General features: G+C 69.3%; 16 protein-coding genes. 1 reads left to right on the forward strand and 15 read right to left on the reverse strand.

What is annotated here, in order from left to right:
* Positions 1-5: 5 nt before the first annotated feature.
* The 15 genes from ftsZ to NYP18_RS06875 form a co-directional block, all read right to left on the reverse strand.
* Positions 6-1,211: a cell division protein FtsZ gene (gene ftsZ / locus NYP18_RS06805; RefSeq protein WP_259427405.1), complete on the reverse strand. Its 1,206-nt coding sequence runs from the start codon at positions 1,209-1,211 to the stop codon at positions 6-8.
* Positions 1,212-1,358: 147 nt separating this feature from the next.
* Positions 1,359-2,009: a cell division protein FtsQ/DivIB gene (locus NYP18_RS06810; RefSeq protein WP_259427406.1), complete on the reverse strand. Its 651-nt coding sequence runs from the start codon at positions 2,007-2,009 to the stop codon at positions 1,359-1,361.
* The gene (murC, locus tag NYP18_RS06815; RefSeq protein ID WP_259427453.1) at positions 2,006-3,376 is read right to left on the reverse strand and encodes a UDP-N-acetylmuramate--L-alanine ligase; all 1,371 of its coding nucleotides are present in this window, start codon (positions 3,374-3,376) and stop codon (positions 2,006-2,008) included. The genes NYP18_RS06810 and murC overlap by 4 nt, the downstream gene beginning before the upstream one ends.
* Positions 3,377-3,471: 95 nt before the next feature.
* Complete coding sequence (gene murG / locus NYP18_RS06820) at positions 3,472-4,554, reverse strand: undecaprenyldiphospho-muramoylpentapeptide beta-N-acetylglucosaminyltransferase (protein WP_259427407.1); 1,083 nt, start codon at positions 4,552-4,554, stop codon at positions 3,472-3,474.
* Between the two features lie 3 nt (positions 4,555-4,557).
* Positions 4,558-5,907, reverse strand: coding sequence for an FtsW/RodA/SpoVE family cell cycle protein (locus NYP18_RS06825; RefSeq protein ID WP_259427408.1), 1,350 nt, complete (start codon positions 5,905-5,907; stop codon positions 4,558-4,560).
* Positions 5,904-7,292, reverse strand: a complete 1,389-nt coding sequence (murD, locus tag NYP18_RS06830; RefSeq protein ID WP_439648062.1) for a UDP-N-acetylmuramoyl-L-alanine--D-glutamate ligase — start codon at positions 7,290-7,292, stop codon at positions 5,904-5,906. Before murD ends, NYP18_RS06825 begins: the two co-directional genes overlap by 4 nt.
* The gene (gene mraY / locus NYP18_RS06835) at positions 7,259-8,368 is read right to left on the reverse strand and encodes a phospho-N-acetylmuramoyl-pentapeptide-transferase (RefSeq protein ID WP_259427410.1); all 1,110 of its coding nucleotides are present in this window, start codon (positions 8,366-8,368) and stop codon (positions 7,259-7,261) included. Before mraY ends, murD begins: the two co-directional genes overlap by 34 nt.
* Positions 8,369-8,381: 13 nt before the next feature.
* Positions 8,382-9,884: a UDP-N-acetylmuramoyl-tripeptide--D-alanyl-D-alanine ligase gene (locus tag NYP18_RS06840; RefSeq protein ID WP_259427411.1), complete on the reverse strand. Its 1,503-nt coding sequence runs from the start codon at positions 9,882-9,884 to the stop codon at positions 8,382-8,384.
* Positions 9,881-11,371, reverse strand: coding sequence for a UDP-N-acetylmuramoyl-L-alanyl-D-glutamate--2,6-diaminopimelate ligase (locus tag NYP18_RS06845; RefSeq protein ID WP_259427412.1), 1,491 nt, complete (start codon positions 11,369-11,371; stop codon positions 9,881-9,883). Before NYP18_RS06845 ends, NYP18_RS06840 begins: the two co-directional genes overlap by 4 nt.
* 22 nt (positions 11,372-11,393) lie before the next feature.
* The gene (locus NYP18_RS06850; RefSeq protein ID WP_259427413.1) at positions 11,394-13,253 is read right to left on the reverse strand and encodes a peptidoglycan D,D-transpeptidase FtsI family protein; all 1,860 of its coding nucleotides are present in this window, start codon (positions 13,251-13,253) and stop codon (positions 11,394-11,396) included.
* A gap of 244 nt (positions 13,254-13,497) precedes the next feature.
* Entirely contained in the window at positions 13,498-14,202 is a 705-nt protein-coding gene (ftsL, locus tag NYP18_RS06855) for a cell division protein FtsL (protein ID WP_259427414.1), read from the reverse strand.
* 41 nt (positions 14,203-14,243) lie between these two features.
* Positions 14,244-15,263 (reverse strand): 16S rRNA (cytosine(1402)-N(4))-methyltransferase RsmH, encoded by a 1,020-nt coding sequence (rsmH, locus tag NYP18_RS06860; RefSeq protein ID WP_259427415.1) that lies wholly within the window; start codon positions 15,261-15,263, stop codon positions 14,244-14,246.
* A 172-nt stretch (positions 15,264-15,435) separates the two neighbouring features.
* Positions 15,436-15,870, reverse strand: a complete 435-nt coding sequence (gene mraZ / locus NYP18_RS06865) for a division/cell wall cluster transcriptional repressor MraZ (RefSeq protein ID WP_126121017.1) — start codon at positions 15,868-15,870, stop codon at positions 15,436-15,438.
* Positions 15,871-16,281: 411 nt separating this feature from the next.
* Positions 16,282-16,665 (reverse strand): DUF3040 domain-containing protein, encoded by a 384-nt coding sequence (locus NYP18_RS06870; protein ID WP_259427416.1) that lies wholly within the window; start codon positions 16,663-16,665, stop codon positions 16,282-16,284.
* A gap of 87 nt (positions 16,666-16,752) precedes the next feature.
* On the reverse strand, positions 16,753-17,184 hold the full coding sequence (locus NYP18_RS06875; RefSeq protein WP_259427417.1) for an SAV_6107 family HEPN domain-containing protein: 432 nt from the start codon (positions 17,182-17,184) through the stop codon (positions 16,753-16,755).
* 283 nt (positions 17,185-17,467) lie between these two features.
* Between NYP18_RS06875 and NYP18_RS06880 the strand changes: the two genes are divergently transcribed.
* Positions 17,468-18,067: a GNAT family N-acetyltransferase gene (locus NYP18_RS06880; protein ID WP_259427418.1), complete on the forward strand. Its 600-nt coding sequence runs from the start codon at positions 17,468-17,470 to the stop codon at positions 18,065-18,067.
* Positions 18,068-18,092: the final 25 nt, after the last annotated feature.

Raw genomic sequence — 18,092 nt, forward strand, 5'->3', positions numbered from 1 at the left:
AGAGGTTAGCGCAGGAAGTCGGGCACATCGAGGTCGTCATCCCGGCGCTCCGGGCGGGAGGAGGTGAACAGGCCGCCGCCGCTGGAACCGCTGCGGTGGTGGTGGCGGCCGGAGTCGTCCTGGGCCGGGGCGGGCGGCGGGGTCGGGGCCGGCTTCTCGCGCTCCTCGAAGAGGCGGCCGCGGGCGGAATCATCCTGGGTCGGAGCCGGGGTGGGGTTCTCCGCCGGGGTCGGGGTCCCGGGGGCGTTGGCCGGCGGGTTGTTCTTCGCGGCGTCGAAACCGGTGGCGATGATGGTCACGCGGGTCTCGTCGCCGAGGTTGTCGTCGATGATCGTGCCGAAGATGATGTTGGCGTCCGGGTCGCCCTTCTCCTGGACGATGCTCATCGCCTCGTTGACCTCCATGAGGCCGAGGTCGGAGGCGCCGGCCACGGACAGCAGCAGGCCCTTGGCGCCCTCCATGGTGGACTCGAGCAGCGGCGAGTTGATCGCCTGCATGGTCGCGTCCATGACCCGGTTGTCCCCGCGGGCGGAACCCACGCCCATGAGGGCGGAACCGGCGTCAGACATGACGGAACGGACATCCGCGAAGTCCACGTTGATCACACCCGGGGTGACGATCAGGTTGGTGATGCCCTGGACACCGTTGTGCAGCACCTCATCCGCGGCGCGGAAGGCCTCCATCATGGACAGGGTGGCGTCACCCAGCTGGAGGAGGCGGTCGTTGGGGATGACGATGAGGGTGTCGCAGACCTGGCGCAGCTCCTCGATGCCGGCCTCCGCCTGGCGGGTACGGCGCGGGCCCTCGAACTTGAAGGGCTTGGTCACCACACCGACGGTTAGGGCGCCGAGCTTCTTGGCGATGCCGGCGACGACCGGGGCGGCACCGGTACCGGTGCCGCCCCCCTCACCGGCGGTGACGAAGACCATGTCCGCGCCCTTGAGGGTTTCCTCAATCTCGGACTTGTGGTCCTCGGCGGAGGTGCGGCCGACCTCCGGGTTGGCGCCGGCGCCCAGGCCACGGGTGGCCTCCCGGCCGATGTCGAGCTTGGTGTCGGCGTCAGAGAAGAGCAGTGCCTGGGAGTCCGTGTTGATTGCGACGAACTCGACACCCTTCAGGCCCTCTTCGATCATGCGGTTGACGGCGTTGACGCCGCCGCCGCCGACGCCGACGACCTTGATGACGGCGAGGTAGTTGTTCGGTGAGGTCATGGGTTCTGGCCGCGCCTTTCGGGGAAGTTAAGTGAAATTTGGAACGAGGTTGCATCCATCATGGGCCACCGCCCGCCCGAATCCCGGGACATTTCGGCGGCGTGTCCATACTCTCAACCTCAGGTCAAGGGTTGTTGACGTGCGTTTTTAACGCACAGTGACCATCGCGGGGTTGGACACATTCCAGTGCTGCCCCTCGCGTTGGATCACGGTCTGCATCGCCACGGACTTGTCGTGGTTGTTCTCCGGTGACCCCCAGTAGACCGTCCGCCCGTCATGCAGGTGGAGGGTCAGCTCGTGGGGGCCGGGGGCGTCCACGGAGGCCACCATGGCGCGGACATGGTCCGGCAGTGAGGCGACAGCCCCGGCGATGCCACCGAAGGACTCCGGTTCCCCGGTCACCTCCACCGCACCCTCAGGTGGGGTGTCGATGATGAACGGTACCCCGCCCTCATCGATGAGGTGTTCGCCGTCGTCCTCCCGGATGTAGAGGACCGCGCGGCGTTCCGTGATGGCCACCTCAAGGGTACCCGGCCAACCGCGGGTGACGGTCGCGCTGTGCACCCAGGGCAGGTCCGCCACCCCGCGCGCCGCACGGCCCGCATCCACGCGGGCGAGGTTGTCGCCCTCGGCGACACCGGTGGCCTCGACGATCTGTTCCTCCGGGGTGTGCACGTTGCCGGTGACCGCATAGTCCGACACCCGCAGGACGGGCAGGACCCAGAGCAGGCCGACGGTCACGGCCAGCAGGGCGAGCACCCCGGCCACGCCGAGGAGAATCTTCTTCCGCGGCATCATTCACCCAACGCGGCGAGGATCTCCCCGGCCAGGAGGGTGACGTCGCCCGCACCCATGGTGAGCACGAGATCCCCCTCCCCCACCAGGCTGCGCACGGTCTGCGGGGCGTGGGAGAAGTCAGGCTCGTAGACAACCTGCTCCGCGGTCATCGAGTCGATGATGATGCGGGAACTGACCCCCTCGACCGGCTTCTCCCGGGCGCCGAAGATGTCGAGGACCACGGCGGCGTCGGCAAGCGAGAGCGCCGTGGCGAACTCGGCCGCGAACTCGATGGTGCGGGAGTACAGGTGCGGCTGGAAGACGACGATGACGCGCGCGCCGGTGCCCTCCGCCTCGACCTTCTGGCGGGCGGCCCGCAGCACCGCGGTCACCTCGGTGGGGTGGTGCGCATAATCGTCGTAGACGCGCACTCCCCCGGCGGTGCCCCGGTACTCGAAACGCCGGCGCACCCCGTTGAAATCGCTCAGCCCCTCGGCGAGCAGCACCGGGTCACCGCCGGCGAGGTGGCCGGCCAGCAGCGCGCCCGCCCCGTTGAGCACCATGTGCTGGCCGGGGATCTGCAGGTGGACCGTCAGATCCCGGTCACCGATGCGCACATGCGCCACCGAACCCTCGTCGGTGACGTCCGAGCTGAGGACCTCCGCGCCGACCGGGATCGACGGGTGCAGCGCAGCGGCCGCGGTCGTGCCGTAACCCAGCACGTTCACGCCACGCTCCACACAGCGCTCACCCAGGGCCGCGGCATGGCCGTCATCGAGGCAGACCACCAGATGGCCGGACGGGGTGAGGCGGTCGGCGAAATCGTCGAAGACGCGGTGGTAGGCCTCGGCGGTGCCGAAGAAGTCGAGGTGGTCCGGCTCGATGTTGGTCACCACCGCGATGTCGGGGCAGTACCGCAGCAGGGAGGCGTCCGATTCATCGGCCTCCGCCACGAAACTGTCGCCGGTGCCGTGATGGGCGTTGGTGCCGGAGCGGTTGAGCTGACCGCCGATGGCGAAGCTGGGGTCCATGCCCGCGGCCTGCATCGCAGCCACCGCCATGGAGGTGGTGGAGGTCTTGCCGTGGGTGCCCGCGAAGAGCACCTGATGGCGCCCGCTCATCAGCTCACCGAGCAGGTCCGAGCGGCGGATGACCGGGATGGCCAGCTCGCGGGCGGCGGCCAGTTCCGGATTGTCCTGCGGGATCGCGGCGAAGGAGACAACAACCACGGTCGGTGGCTCCCCCGCCAGGCGGAGATTCTCCGCCTCGTGGCCCACCGCAACGAGCGCGCCCGCCGAGCGCAGAGCCCGGACGGGGCGGGAGTCCTTCACGTCGGAGCCGGTGACCACCGCGCCCCGGTCGAGCAGGATGCGGGCAACCCCGGACATGCCGGAACCGCCGATGCCGATGAGGTGGACGCGGGAGAGGTCGACAGAATCGGTCACGGAATTTCAGGCTCCTGGGTGTGGGTTGGACGGGCAGGTCATTCTAACGCCGCAGCGACCGCAGCAGCCAGATACGCTGCGGCATCCCCTGCGGAGTGCCCCCGGGCGGCCGCCCGCATGGTCTCGAGGGTCTCCCCGTCACCGAGGATGCCGGTGACCTCGGCGACCAGCCGGTCAGCGTCGAACTCGGCGTCACCGACAAGACGGGCGGCGCCGGCGGCGACCACATCAGTGGCATTGAGCGCCTGCTCACCGTTGCCGTGCGGCAGGGGGACGTAGACGGCAGGCAGGCCCGAGGCGGTGACCTCGGCGACGGTCATCGCGCCGGAACGGCAGACGATGAGATCCGCGACGGCGTAGGCGGCCGCCATGTCCCCGATATAGGGCAGGGGGACATAATGCTCGTGCGGGGCGGGGGCGGTGTTGCGTCTGCCGTAGGCGTGCAGCACCTGGAATCCTCCGGCGGTGGTCAGTGTGTCCACCGCGCCGGCCACCGCCCGGTTGAGGCTCACCGCCCCCTGGGAACCGCCGGTGACCAGCAGGGTGCGCCGTTCCGGGTCGAGCCCCCACTGCTCACGGGCACGTTCGGCCGCGGCCTGCATGTCACCGCTGCGCAATCCGGCGCGGACGGGGATGCCGACGACCTCGCCGGGCATCCCTGAGCCGGCCACCGCGTTGAAGCCGGTGCCACCGAGGCGCACACCGAGTTTATTGGCCAGCCCGGCGCGGGCGTTGGCCTCGTGGACGAAGAACGGGATGCCCAGCGAGCGGGCCGCCAGGTAGCCGGGGGCGGAGACGTAGCCGCCGAAACCGATGAGGGCGTCGGCCTGCACGTCGCGGAGGATCTCCCGGGTCTGGCGTACCGCCTTGACCACCCGGACCGGCAGCTTGAGCAGGTCGAGGTTGGGGCGCCGCGGTACGGGCACCGGGTCGATGAGGCGGAGGTCGAAGCCGCGGGCGGGGACGAGGTCACGTTCCAGGCCGCGCGGTGTACCCAGGGCGGTGACGGTGGCGCCGTGCCGCTCGACGAGGGCCTCAGCCACCGCCAGCGCGGGTTCGACGTGGCCGGCGGTGCCCCCGCCGGCGACGACCACACTCAGGGTGTCTTGGGGTGCGCGCATGGGTCACCGCCTCCTGTCAGGTTGGGGCCGGTCATGTTCTCTGACGGTACCAGTCACCGGAGCGCCGAAGCGGGCCTGCGTCCGGCGTTCCCGGGCCGTCGCCGCCTTCGGCACGGCGGGTTCGGGCAGCAGGAAGAAGCGGTCGAAGAAGGGGCGGCCGTAGGACTGCATCGCGGAGACCGCCTCCGGCTCATGGCGGGCGATGGAGGCGAGCAGCCCCATGGAACCGAGGGTGATGATCGCGGAGGTGCCGCCCGCGGAGATCATCGGCAGCTGGATACCGGTGACGGGCATCAGCCCGACGACGTAGCCGATGTTGATGAAGGCCTGGGAGACCACACCGGCGGTCAGGGCAGCGGCCATGAGGGACTGGAACTGGTTCTGCGCCCGGGTGGCGGTGCGGTAGCCGAAGTAGCCGAGGGTGGCGAAGAGGACGATCACCAATGCCCCGCCCCACAGTCCGAGTTCCTCCCCGATGATGGCGAAGATGAAGTCGTTCTTCGCCTCGGGCAGGTAGAACCACTTCGCGCGGGACTGGCCGAGGCCGACACCGAAGAGGGAACCGTCGGCCAGGGAGAGGAAGCCCTGGTAGGACTGGAAGGCCGCGCCCTGGGTGTCCTCGAAGCGGCCGAAGAGTGCGTCGAAGTAGACGGTGAAGCGGTTGGAGCGGAAACCGCCGCCGACCAGGATCGCCACCAGCCCCAGCGCGGCGGCGGCGCCGGCGAGCAGGACGATCCTGAGGCTGCCGCCGGCGAAGACGAAGGTGAACATGCCCACCAGCGCGAAGCTGGCGGTCATGCCGAGATCACCCTGGGCGGCGATGAGTCCGGTCATCGCGACCATGACCCCGAGGTAGATGGTGAAGGGGCTGCTCCTGCTCATGCGGGTGTCGTTGCGGTCGGCGAGGTAGGCGGCACCCCACACCGCGATGGCGACCTTGGCCAGTTCGGAGGGCTGCAGGCCGACGGAACCGACGCGGATCCACGACTGGGAGCCGACCTCCTCGCTGCCCTCACCGATACCCGGGATGAGCACCGCCACCAGGAGGAGGAGGGAGATGATCATGAGCCAGGGGGCGATGCGGCGGACGGTGGCCGGCGGGACCCGCAGGGCCGCCCAGAAGGCGAGGAGGCCGAGGACGACCATGAGGCCCTGGCGCAGGGACTGGCCCCAGACGGTGGAGCCCTCGATGACCGACCAGGTCATCGAGGAGGACATGACCATGACCACACCGATGCCGGTGAGGAGGAAGACCACGGTGCGCAGCATGAGGTAGTCGAAGCCCGGCCGGGACTCCATCATCGACTGCCAGGCCCGGTATCCCCTGGTGAAGGCGCCGGTGCTGCTGCTCATGTGATCTCCCGGGGTTGGTTTGCGGCCGCGGCGAAGAGGTCGCCGCGCTGGGCCATCCCGGTGAACATGTCGAGGGAGGCCGCGGCCGGGGCGAGCAGGACGGTGTCGCCCGCCCCGGCGGTGTCCGCGGCCCAGCCGACGAGCTCGGCGATCGCCTGCTCCGGGTCGGTGTGGGTGGTGTGGTGGACGGGGACGTGCGGGGCGTGTTCGGCCAGGGCGGCGGCGATGCGGGGGGCATCGGCACCCAGCAGGCCGACGGCCTTGAGCCGGTGGGCGTGGGAGCGGATCAGCGGGACGATGTCGGCACCCTTGAGCTGCCCGCCGGCGAGCCAGATGACGTTGTCCAGCCCGGCCAGGGCGGCGTCGGCGGCGTGCGGGTTGGTGGCCTTGGAGTTGTCGACCCAGGTCACTCCCCCGGTCTCGGCGATGATCTGGCCGCGGTGCCCGTCGACCTGGAAGGCGGCGAGCGCGGCGGCGATGTGCTCCGGCGTCGCGCCCTGGCTGCGGGCGATGGCGGCGGCGGCGAGCGCGTCGAGCACACCGGCCGGTCCGGCCGGTTGGATGCCTGCGACCGGCGCGAGGATGACGGGGGCGTCACCGGTGTTGTCCACCAGCTGCCCACCGATGAGGCCGAACTGGCCGACGCCGGGTTCAGCGAGGGTGAAGCCGATGTGATTGTCGACGTCCGCCCGCGCCAGCACCGCGCGGACCACCGGGTCGTCGACGCCGGCGACGGCGACCGGCCCGGACAGGGCACGGGCCTTGGCGTCGGCGTAGGAGGTGAAGGAGCCGTGCCAGTCGATGTGGTCCTCGGCGAGGTTGAGCAGCACCCCGGCGTCCGGGCTCAGCTCCTTCGACCAGTGGAGCTGGAAGCTGGACAGTTCGGCGACGAGGACGTCGACGCGTTGCTCGTCAAGCAGGGCGTCGGCGACGGCGACACCGATGTTGCCCACCGCCCGGGCACGCAGCCCGGTGTCCTGGCCCAGCTGCGCCATCATGGCCGCGAGCATGGCGGTGGTGGTGGTCTTGCCGTTGGTGCCGGTGACCACCAGCCAGGTGCGCGGGGGGCCGAAGGCGCCGGCGCGGTCGAGGCGGTAGGCCAGCTCGACGTCGCCGATGACCTCGAGGCCGGCTGCGGCGGCGTCGGCAAGCAGGGGGTTGTCGGGACGCCAGCCCGGGGAGGTGACCACCAGCGAGAAACGGCTCAGCATGGTGCGGGCCTCGTCGACGGTGATGCCGGTGGCCAGGTCGTTGTCGTCGGCGACGGTGTGATCCACGCCGAGGCGCTCCAGGAGGCGGATGATGCCGCGGCCGGAGACCCCGGCGCCGGCGATGAGGACGGTTCCGGTGATCATCGCAGGCTCACCCCCGTGACGGTGAGCCATTCGGCGTAGAAGATGCACACACCGAGCATGACAGCCATGGCGGCGATGAGCCAGAAGCGGACGACGACGGTGGTCTCGGGCCAGCCACCGTTCTCGAAGTGGTGGTGGAAGGGTGCCATACGGAAGACGCGCTTGCCGGTGGTGCGGAAGGAGATGACCTGGATGACCACGGAGGCGGCCTCGATGACGAAGAGTGCGCCGATGATGATCATCAGCAGCTCCGTGCGGGACGCCACCGACAGGCCGGCGACGAGCCCGCCGAGGGCCAAGGAACCGGTGTCGCCCATGAAGATCTTGGCGGGGGCGGCATTCCACCACAGGAAGCCGAGGCAGCCGCCGAGACCGGCGGCCGCGAGGATCGCCAGGTCGAGGGGGTCCCGCACCGAGTAGCAGCCCGGTTCGACGGCGACCTCGCAGGAATTGCGGAACTGCCAGAAGGTGATCAGGGAGTAGGCGCCCATGACGAAGGCGGTGGTGCCGGCGGCCAGTCCGTCGAGTCCGTCGGTGAGGTTGACGGCGTTCGACCAGGCGGCGATGAGGATGACCATGAACACCAGGAAGACGATGATGCCGATGATGCCGCCGCCGAAGGCGATGTCGACGGTGTCGATGTCCCGGATGAAGGACAGGTGAGTTGAACCCGGGGTCAGGCCCTGATCGTCCGGGAACTGGAGGATGAGCAGGCCGAAGGCGATGGCCAGCACGAGCTGGCCGACGAGCTTGGCGGTCTTGTTCAGGCCGAGGTTGCGGGCCTTGAACAGTTTGATGGAGTCGTCGGCGAAACCGAGCGCACCCATGCCGAGCATGAGGCCGAGGACCAGCACGCCGGAGACGGTGAAGCCGCCGGTGCCGATGACCATGCCGTAGATGCCGACGGTGGCGTAGGCGACGACGATGCCGGCGATGATGGCGATGCCGCCCATGGTGGGCGTGCCCCGCTTGCGCAGATGGGACTGGGGGCCGTCCTCCCGGATCTCCTGGCCCAGGCCCTCGGCGGAGAAGCGCCGGATGAGCACCGGGGTGGTGAAGATGGCGACGAGGAAACTGACGATTCCTGCGATGATGATCTGTGTCACGTCGTGTTCGCCCCTATGAACCCTTCTGGATGTTCTGCTGTTGGATGAGGTTCTCCGCTACCCGCCACAGCCCCAGTGAGTTGGAGGCCTTGACCAGCACAACATCGCCGGGGTTGCCGGTTCCGGTGTGTTCGATCGGGCGGGTCCGCAGCACGGCCTCGACGAGGCGGGTGGCCTCGTCGACGTCGCGCGCGACCTCAGTAGTTATACCCCGGTTGGCGGCCTCGGTGGCCATGGCGCGGCTGTTGGGATCATCGCCGACGGCAATCAGGTGCTCGATCCGGTACCGGTCGAGCTGCCGGCCGATCCTGCGGTGCGCGGCCTGCGCATCGGTGCCGAGCTCGCTCATCTGGCCCAGGACAGCGATGGCGCGGGCGTGGGGGCGGGCCGCGGCGGTGTAGGCCAGGGCGGCGATGCCGGCCTGCATGGAGTCGGGGTTGGCGTTGTAGGCGTCGTTGATCACGGTCACCCCGTCAGCGCGGGTCTGCACGTCCATGCGGTGTGCGGAGGCGCTGGTGTGGCCGGAGAGTCCCGCGGCGACCCGGCTGAGGTCGAGTCCCGCCTCCAGCCCGATGGCCGCGGCGGCCAGGGCGTTGGAGACCTGGTGCTCACCGAAGACCTGCAGGCGCACGGGGGCGGATTCCCCGCCGGCGTGGAGGGTGAAACTGGCGCGGGCGACATCATCGAGGCGGATGTCCCCGGCCCACAGGTCGGCGCGGGTGGCGGCGGAGTAGGTAACCACCCGGGCGCGGGTGCGCGGCGCCATGGCGGCGACGAAGGGGTCGTCGGCGTTGAGCACCGCCACCCCGCGGTCCGGCAGGGCCTCGATGAGTTCGCCCTTGGCGCGGGCGATGTTCTCGCGGGAACCGAATTCACCCAGATGGGCGGTGCCCACATTGAGGACTGCGCCGATGTGCGGGGGCACAGAGCGGGCCAGGTGGGCGATGTGACCGATGCCGCGGGCGGACATCTCGGCGACGAGGAAGCGGGTGCCGGTGGTGCAGCGCAGCGCCGTGTAGGGCAGGCCGATCTCGTTGTTGAAGGAACCGGGTGGGGCGACGGTCTCCCCCGCCATGCGCAGCACGGAGGCGACGAGGTCCTTGGTGGAGGTCTTGCCGGCGGAGCCGGTGATGCCGACGACCGTCAGCTCCGGCAGCCGGGTGACCACGGCGTGGGCGAGGGCGGCGAGGGCGTCGACGACGGCCTTGACGGAGCCGTCGGTGTCGTGGGCGTAGATGTCGGCGTTGGAATCGGGGCGGCCGGTGGGTTTCACCACGACTGCGGGCACCCCCACCGGGCGGGCGGCGAGCACAGCGGCGGCGCCGGCCGTGATGGCGGTGGCGGCGAAGTCGTGGCCGTCGACACGCGCGCCCGGCAGGGCGATGAACAACCCGCCCGGGGTGATCAGGCGGGAGTCGAACTCGATGGTGCCGGTCACCGGGGTGTCCGGCTTCTCGACGTCGTGGAGCTCACCACCGGTGATCTCCGCGATCTCCGCGAGGGTCAGGGGGATCACAGTTTCTTCTCCTTCAGTGCACGCCGGACTTCCTCCCGGTCGTCGAAGTGGTGGTCCACCCCGTTGATGAGTTGCCCGACCTCGTGGCCCTTGCCGGCGACGACGACGCCGTCACCGGGACGCGCCCAGCCGATCAGCGCGTCGATGGCCGCGGCGCGGTCACCGATCTCGCGGATCTCCGCGGAGGTGCCGGCGGCGAGCGCGCCCTCGAGGACGGCGGCGCGGATGGTGGCGGGGACCTCGCTGCGCGGATTGTCGTCGGTGATGATCACCAGGTCGGCCCGCCGGGCCGCCTCCGCCCCCATGAGGGGACGCTTGGTGGCGTCCCGGTCGCCGCCGGCCCCGACCACCACGCCGAGGCGGCCGCTGACCTGGCCGCGCAGGGTGTCCAGCACCGCGGCGACGGCCGCGGGTTTGTGGGCGTAGTCGACCACGGCGAGGAAGTCCTGGCCGGCGTCGATGCGCTCCATCCGGCCCGGCACGGCGACGTCGGCGAAACCGGCGGTGAAGGCCACCGGGTCCACCCCGGCGGCGAAGGCCACCGCGGTGGCCACGGCGGCGTTGGCGATGTTGAAGTCACCCGGCAGCGGCAACCGGGCGGTCAGTTCCTGGCCGGGCAGCCGCAGGTGCAGCGTCTGCGCACCGGTGGGGGCCACCTCGGTCTGGGTGGCGGTGACATCGGCGTCGGTGCCGCGGGTGGACACGGTCAGGGGGTCAGCGGCACGCTCCGCCATCCGCCGGCCCCACTCCTCGTCGACGCAGACAACCGTGCGGTCCGCGGCCAGCGGCGAGGCCGGGTCGAAGAAGCGGGCCTTGGCCTCGAAGTACTCCTCCATGGTCGGGTGGAAGTCGAGGTGGTCCTGGGAGAGGTTGGTGAAGCCGGCGACGTCGAAACGCGTGCCCGCCACCCGGCCCAGTTCCAGGGCGTGGGAGGAGACCTCCATGACCACGTGGGTGACGCCTGCGTCGACCATCTGCGCGAAGAGCTCCTGGAGGGTCGTGGCCTCCGGGGTGGTCAGGGAGGTGGGCACCGCCCGGCCGTCGATGCGCGTGCCGGTGGTGCCGATCAGACCGACCTTGTGGCCTGCGGCCATGAGGCCGGCCTCCAGCAGGTAGCTGGTGGTGGTCTTGCCGGAGGTGCCGGTCACCCCGAGCACGGTGAGTCGCTCGGAGGGATGGTCGTGGACCTCGGCGGCGACGGTGCCGAGCACCGCGCGGACGTCGTCGACGACGACGATGGGGCGGGTCTCCCCCGCCGCGGCGAGGATCTCCCGGCCGGCGGCGTCGGTGAGCACGGCCACGGCCGGGCTGCCGGCGGCGTAGTTCGCGCCGTGGCTGCGGGTACCCGGTACGGCGGCGAACAGGGCGCCGTCGGGGGCCAGGGTGGACGAGTCCAGACCGAAGGAGGTGATGACGGGATCAGCCCCGGAGTCCTGGACGAGCTCTCCCCCGGCGATGCCGGCCAGATGGGACAGTGTGTTTTCCATGGTGGTTCTCCTCCTCGAGGACTTATTGGGCGTGGAGGATCAGGAGGTCCTCCATGGGCGGCGACGTCGGGATGTTGTCCCGGTCGAGCAGCCATGACGCGATGTCGCGGAAGATCGGGGCCGAGGACTGTCCGCCCCCGCCGCCCTCCTCGACGCCGCGGGTGGGTTCGTCCACCATGACGGCGACCACGAAACGCGGGTCATCCGCCGGGGCGACACCGGCGAAGGTGATCCAGTAGTCGCTGTTGGAGTAGGCCCCGGTGTTCGGGTCGACCTTCTGTGCGGTGCCGGTCTTGCCGGAGGTCTGGTAGCCGGGGACCGCGCCGTTGGCGCCGGTGCCCATCTGCAGCCCACCCGGGTCGTCCTGCATGACGGAGCGGAACATGTCGATCGTCGCGCGGGCGGTATCCGGGCTGACCACCTGGGTGCGGTCCGGTTCCTCGAGCTCCTGCCCGGTGCCGTCCGGGTTGGTCACCGACCGGACGATGCGGGGTTCGATCCGCTCGCCGTCGTTGGCCAGCGCCTGGTAGATGGAGGCCATCTGCAGGGTCGTCATCGACACGCCCTGCCCGATGGGCAGGTTGGCGAAGGTGCCGCCCGACCACTGTTCGCGGGCCGGCAGGAGGCCGGAGGACTCGTTGGGCAGTTCGATGCCTGTCGTCTGACCGACGCCGAAACGCTGGAGGTAGTCCGCGAACCGGTCCTCGCCCAGGCGTTCGGCGAGCATGAGGGTACCCACGTTGGAGGACTTACCGAAGATGCCGGTGGTGGTGTAGGGCACCACGCCGTGGGCCCACGCGTCGTTGACGGTCACGCCGGCCATGTGGATGGAACCGGGCACCTGGTGGACCTCGTCCGGGGTGGTCAGTCCCTCCTCCAGGGTGGCGGCCGCGGTGATGATCTTGGCCACCGAGCCCGGCTCGTAGGGGTGCGAGATGGTCTGGTTCTCGAAGTCCTTGCCGGCCTTCAGCTGGCGCTCGATGTTGCCGTTGGGGTCGATGGTGTCGGTGTTGGCCATGGCCAGCACCTCGCCGGTGGCCACGTCGAGGACGACCGCCTCCGCGGATTCCGCTTTCGAGTTGGTCTTCGCCTGCTCCAGCAGCTGCTGGACGTAGGTCTGCAGGTCCAGGTCCAGGCTCAGCTCCACGGCGGCGCCGTCGACGGCCGGCACCACGTCACGCAGGGTGCCGGGGATGACCTGCCCGTTGGTGGACACGTCCTCCGTGGAGCGGCCGTTGATGCCCGAGAGCATGGCATCTCCGGAGGTCTCGAAACCGAACTGGCCCTGCCCGTCCATGGACACCTTGCCCAGGACGTTCTCGGCGATGGCCCCGTTCGGGTACTGGCGGATGTCCTGGTGGTCGGCGGCCACGCCGTGGAAGGTGGCGGCGATCTCGGCGGCGACGTCCGGGTCGACGTTGCGCACCAGGACCTCGTAGGTGGAGTCGGCCTGCAGCTTCTCCAGGATCTCCTCCTCCTTGACCTCACCGGTGATCGCCCCGGCCTCCTCGATCATGGCGGGGATCTCCTGCGACATGGTCACCAGGACGTCCTCGACGCGCTCGTCGATCTCGGCGTCGATCTGTTCCCGGGACATGCCGTCCATGCGCATCTCCAGGTCCTGTTGTTCGGTGAGTTCGCCGCGCAGCACCTGCGGGGAAACAGTCAGGCTACGGGCCTGCATGGTGTAGGCCAGCTGGTTGCCGTGACGGTCGGTGACCTCACCGCGGCGGGCCGGTTCGACGTAGACGCGGGCACGCTGCTGCTGCGCCTTTGCGGCGAACTCGGGGCCCCACACGATCTGCACCCAGGCGAGGCGGCCGACCAGGAGGACGGTGAGAGCCGTGAAGAATACGAGGATGATCCGCAGCCGGCGGGTCATCACCGCCTTCTGGGTGGGGGCCTGCTTCCGGGTGGGTTTCCCGGCAGGCTTCCCACCGGTTTTTTTCGTGGGTTTCTTCGGTTTGGTCTCTGGTTGCCGGGGCGCGCGGCTCTGCGCTGCCCGGACGTCGGAATAGGGACGGGATGACGAACTGCGGGACGAGTCAACTCGTCCCGCAGCACGTCGGACGCCGCCGGCGCCTGGTCGTGTCACTTGCCGTCCTCAACAATCGGTACTTCTGGGGTCACTGATCCTCAGCGGGAACATTCGGGGCGTAGGGGGCCACGCCCGGTTCGTAGGGGGCCACGCCCGCCTCTGCCGGGGCTCGCAGCCGCTCGGCCTGGGGGATCGTCTCCAGGCTGTCACCCAGCTCCCGGATCGCGTCCGGGTTGCTTGAGGCCTGGCCCGGGCGGACCGGCGCGCCGTTGACGTCGATGATGGGACGCGTGGTCACATCCGCCGGACGTTCCTCCACGATCCCACCGTCGGCGCCCACCGCGAGGATGCCCGGTTGGACGGGCACCTCCAGGCCGAGTTCACCGGCCCGGCGGGCCAGCTCCGCGGAGGAGCGGACGTTCTCGAGGTCCCGGTTGAGGGTCTCGATCTGGTTGGACAGCTGCTGTTCCTGGGAGGACAGCGTCTGCATGCGGAAGGTCAGCTGGGTGGACACACCCGACAGCCACATGGCCAGGGCGACACCCGCGATGGCCAGGACGACAGACATGCCGACCAGCTTCATCAGCAGGGTGGAACGGCGGACCTCTTCGGTGCGGCGCCCCCGGACGGAGACCACCTGCCGCGAACCCAGGCGCTTCGGCGAGGGGACAGGCCGCCGGCGGCCCGGCAGGGGCGTCTGCGGGACCTTCGGTGTCCGCGGTTTCTCCGGCGCCCGGGCCGGTTGCCCGCGGTCGAGGACGGCGGTGCTGGTGAAGTCACGGCTGGCACCCATGCGTCGTTCCTTACGGTCGTTTCGGGTCCTGGTCGGTTGGGTCACGGTCGGCCTCCGGTCGGTTCAGGGAGCTTCTCGACGGCGCGCACCCTCACCGGTGCCGCCCGGGGATTCTCTTCGATCTCCGCCTCGTTCGCCTTCTCCGCCCCACGGGTCACGGTCCGGAAGCGGGGCGCGGTGCCCGGCAGGTCCATCGGCAGGCCGGGGGGTGTCTTCGAGGCGGTCATGTCGGCGAAGGCGTTCTTGACGATGCGGTCCTCCAGCGACTGGTAGCTCATGAACACCGCCCGGCCACCGGCGGCAAGCAGTTCCGCGATGACGGGGATGACGTTCTCCAGTGCCTCCAGCTCGGCGTTGACCTCGACGCGCAGCGCCTGGAAGGTGCGCTTGGCGGGGTGGCCGCCGGTACGCCGGGTGGCGGCGGGGATGGCGGAGTAGAGCAGCTCGACCAGGCGCGCGGAGGTGGTGAAGGGCTCCTTCTCACGTTCCCGCAGCACTGCCGAGGCGATCTTTCCGGCGAAACGTTCATCGCCGTAGGTCTTGAGGATGCGTGCCAGCTCGCCGTGGCCGTAGGTGTTGAGCACGTCCGCTGCGGTCTTCCCCCGGGAGGGGTCCATGCGCATGTCCAGCGGCGCGTCGGTGCGGTAGGCGAAGCCGCGCTCCACCTGGTCCAGCTGCATGGAGGACACTCCGAGGTCGAACAGTGCCCCGGCGACACCGTGCTCGCGGGCGAGGTCGAAGATCTCCCCCTCGCCGTGGGCGATGGCCTCACCGATGCCGTCGAAACGCGTCTGCACGCCGACGAAGCGCCCGCCGAAGGGGGCGAGGCGTCCGCGGGCGTCAGTGAGCGCCACGGGGTCACGGTCCACGCCGATGACGCGGGCCTGCGGGAAGGTCCTCAGGAAATGCTCGGTGTGTCCGCCGGCACCGAGGGTGCCGTCGACGATGACCGCGTGCTCACCGAGTTTCTCGACACCCGGCGCCAGCAGGTCCGCCATCCGGTCGCGGAGAACCGGGACGTGGCCGAAATTCTCCTCGACGTCGAAGCTCATGTCGCTCATGGCGTCCCTAGCCCCCTTCGTCCTCGAGTGTGTGGCCCGCCCACGGTACGGGGTGCGTACAGGGCCCTGCCCGATGTGTCCATCTGATGTCGGGGAAGTACACCAGAGCATCACCTCGGGCAGAGTCCGTACACGCGCTCCGTCCCACCCTCCCATCCCCTGCGGGGGATGATCAGAGCAGTCCGCCGAGGACGTCTTCTGCGTCGGCCGCCGCGAAGGCGGCTTCCGTTTCCTTCTGATAAGCGGCCCAGGACTCTGCGTCCCAGATCTCGAGAAAATCCACTGATCCGATGACCACACATTCCTTGGTCAGACCCGCGTATGCACGGTGCCCGGCCGAGAGGGTGATGCGACCGCTCCCGTCAGGACGCTGTTCATCCGCACTGGCAGCCAGATTCCGGATGAAGGCACGTGCCTGAGGGTTGGTGCGGGACACCGACGCGGCCTTCCGGACGCGTGCGGCGAACTCTTCCCGGGGATAGACCGCAAGGCTGTGGTCCTGCCCCTTCGTGATCATCAACCCACCGGCAAGTTCCGCACGGAACTTGGCCGGAAGTGTCAGCCGACCCTTGTCGTCGAGCTTCGGAGTGTAGGTACCGAGAAACATCCCGGGGTCACCTTCCTCTGCTCGCCTCCTCGGATCTCTTCAGAGCAATTCAGTTCTCGCCATAGTTCGGGGCGGCCACTCAGGCCGCCCTTCTCCACCGCTGCGCCCCACAATACCCCACTTTGCCCCACCAACAACCCTCAACGCGGCCGTAAAATTGCCTGGCAGAGAAAGAGATGCAGGTGAAGTAAGTGAAAGCGGTGGGGCACCGACCCGTGGCGGTGGGCGGGCCACCCTGCGGACACCCCCTTTTCACACCCGGATGTGGCCTTTCCTGTGAATTTCCGAGTAGTCGCAGGTCCCGGTGGGGGCTACGGGGGCGAAGGTGGGGAATCCAGAAAAAGGTCCGCCGCACACCCTGGTGCAGGGGTGTGCGGCGGACCTTGATCCGTGGTGATTCTGTCTGGCCGGCTAACGCTCCTCGAAGCGGCGGCGGAAGTTCTCCTCCATGCTGCTGGCAGGCGCCCGGCCGCGGTTGGTCCGGCGCTTGCTGACCCGCCCGGTGGGCGATCCTCCGCCTCCGCGGAGCATCCACACGCCGGCGCCGAACATCACGAGGAAGCCCACGACGCTCAGCGCAATGAACCACAGGCTCTGCTGGGCGAGTGCGACCCCGCCGATGAGCATGACCAGGCCGACAACCGCGATCGCAACACCCCGAAGCGTGATACCGGGTGTACCGGTCGCGCCGAAGCCATGGCCGCCGGCCACGGATGACCCGAACTTGGGGTCATCAGCAAGGAGAGACTGTTCAATCTCCCGGAGCGCTCGCTGCTCCTGCTCTGAAAGCGACACTGTTCCTCCCGGACATCGCTGGGTGTTTATCTTCTCACTCTTTCAACGCCCAGACTAACGGGAATGTTCCCGGGAACGCCAACCCCGCTATGCGGCAGCCGGAGCCCAGCCGGCCTCGGCCTCGGCCTCGGCCAGAAACTCTGTGACCATGGAGATCACACGGTCGACCACGGTGGGATCCACATCACGCTCCAGCCCGGAGGCCACCCGGGAACGCAGGCGGGAATACTGGGCGAAGGCCAGGGCCCACCGCTCCCCCTCCGCATCGACCAGGCAGAGCTGGTCCCAGGCGTTTGTCGGACGGCGGCGCCTGCCCGCCACCGCGGAGGCGGAGATCCTCGCCCCGGCGGTCCGCAGGGCGGCCTGATAGGCGGATTCGAGGGCCTGGTCCCATTCCCCCGCACGGCGGTGCCTGACCGCCGTGGCCAGGAGACCGCGCGCCTTGAAGATGAAGTCGGCCCGGCGGGTACCCGAACCCGCGCCGGCGAACCTCGTTGTCGCTGAGATGATCCGGGCCATCGGGGCCAACTCCTTTCCACTGCGTTCACTTGGCCCGCAGACCGTGTCCGATGACCTCCGGACACTCCGCGCACCACGCTTCCAACTGCCTCGTCCTGTGTGTTGCCCACACCATAGGCACGGCATGGGACATGACACCCTCAATCCTAGAACAGCCATTCGAACACGTCAATGGTTTCTCTGCATTTTCCCTGACCGCGATCCGGGTGCCTGTTCGATTCCATCGCGGCCCTGCCGCCTGAATTTTTCCCACGGTCGGCCCTGTTCGTGGTTCAGTGGAGAGGTGACGATTGAGATCCGCCGTTTGACCGGCCCCGAATTTGCCGTGCTGACCCCGCAGCTCGTCGACCTCTACATCGAGGCGATGGGCTATGACCGGAGCATCCGCGCAGGCCGCATCGAGGTATGGCGGCGGGAGATCATGCAGCCGGGATTCACCGCCCTGGCCGCCTTCGAGCAGGACACCCTCCTCGGTGTGGCCTACGGCTACCTCGGCGCACCGGACCTGTGGTGGGACCGTCAGGTCCGCCGCGGCTTCCGGGAGGCCGGCGGTCCGGACACCCATCAGGCCGTGCTCATGCGCGACTACTTCGAGATCGCCGAGATCCACGTCGATCCGGCACACCAGGGCCGGGGGATGGGCCGCCAGCTGCTCTCCCAGCTGCTCTGGCACGTCCCGGCCACCTATGCGCTCCTGTCCACCCCGGAAGTGGAGAACGAGGCCAACAACGCCTTCTCCCTCTACCGCTCCATGGGCTTCCGCGATGAGCTGCGCAACTTCCACTTCGACGGCGATTCCCGCCCCTTCGCGGTCCTGTCCGTCGCCCTGCCATTGTCCGACGGCCCCGACAGGTCCGGCAAGGTCGGGGACCAACCCCGGTAGGTCAATGGGTATCGTGGACTCGACA

It is taken from the genome of Corynebacterium lemuris, from assembly GCF_024919295.1.
Classification (GTDB): Bacteria; Actinomycetota; Actinomycetes; order Mycobacteriales; family Mycobacteriaceae; genus Corynebacterium; species Corynebacterium lemuris.

Bases quoted from the DNA above. Each gene is read 5' to 3' on its own strand.
- ftsZ (WP_259427405.1), bottom strand. From the start codon at position 1,211: ATGACCTCACCGAACAACTACCTCGCCGTCATCAAGGTCGTCGGCGTC.
- NYP18_RS06810 (WP_259427406.1), bottom strand. From the start codon at position 2,009: ATGATGCCGCGGAAGAAGATTCTCCTCGGCGTGGCCGGGGTGCTCGCC.
- murC (WP_259427453.1), bottom strand. From the start codon at position 3,376: ATGTCCGGGGTTGCCCGCATCCTGCTCGACCGGGGCGCGGTGGTCACC.
- murG (WP_259427407.1), bottom strand. From the start codon at position 4,554: ATGCGCGCACCCCAAGACACCCTGAGTGTGGTCGTCGCCGGCGGGGGC.
- NYP18_RS06825 (WP_259427408.1), bottom strand. From the start codon at position 5,907: ATGAGCAGCAGCACCGGCGCCTTCACCAGGGGATACCGGGCCTGGCAG.
- murD (WP_439648062.1), bottom strand. From the start codon at position 7,292: ATGGCTCACCGTCACGGGGGTGAGCCTGCGATGATCACCGGAACCGTC.
- NYP18_RS06845 (WP_259427412.1), bottom strand. From the start codon at position 11,371: ATGGAAAACACACTGTCCCATCTGGCCGGCATCGCCGGGGGAGAGCTC.
- NYP18_RS06850 (WP_259427413.1), bottom strand. From the start codon at position 13,253: ATGACCCGCCGGCTGCGGATCATCCTCGTATTCTTCACGGCTCTCACC.
- ftsL (WP_259427414.1), bottom strand. From the start codon at position 14,202: ATGGGTGCCAGCCGTGACTTCACCAGCACCGCCGTCCTCGACCGCGGG.
- rsmH (WP_259427415.1), bottom strand. From the start codon at position 15,263: ATGAGCGACATGAGCTTCGACGTCGAGGAGAATTTCGGCCACGTCCCG.
- mraZ (WP_126121017.1), bottom strand. From the start codon at position 15,870: ATGTTTCTCGGTACCTACACTCCGAAGCTCGACGACAAGGGTCGGCTG.
- NYP18_RS06875 (WP_259427417.1), bottom strand. From the start codon at position 17,184: ATGGCCCGGATCATCTCAGCGACAACGAGGTTCGCCGGCGCGGGTTCG.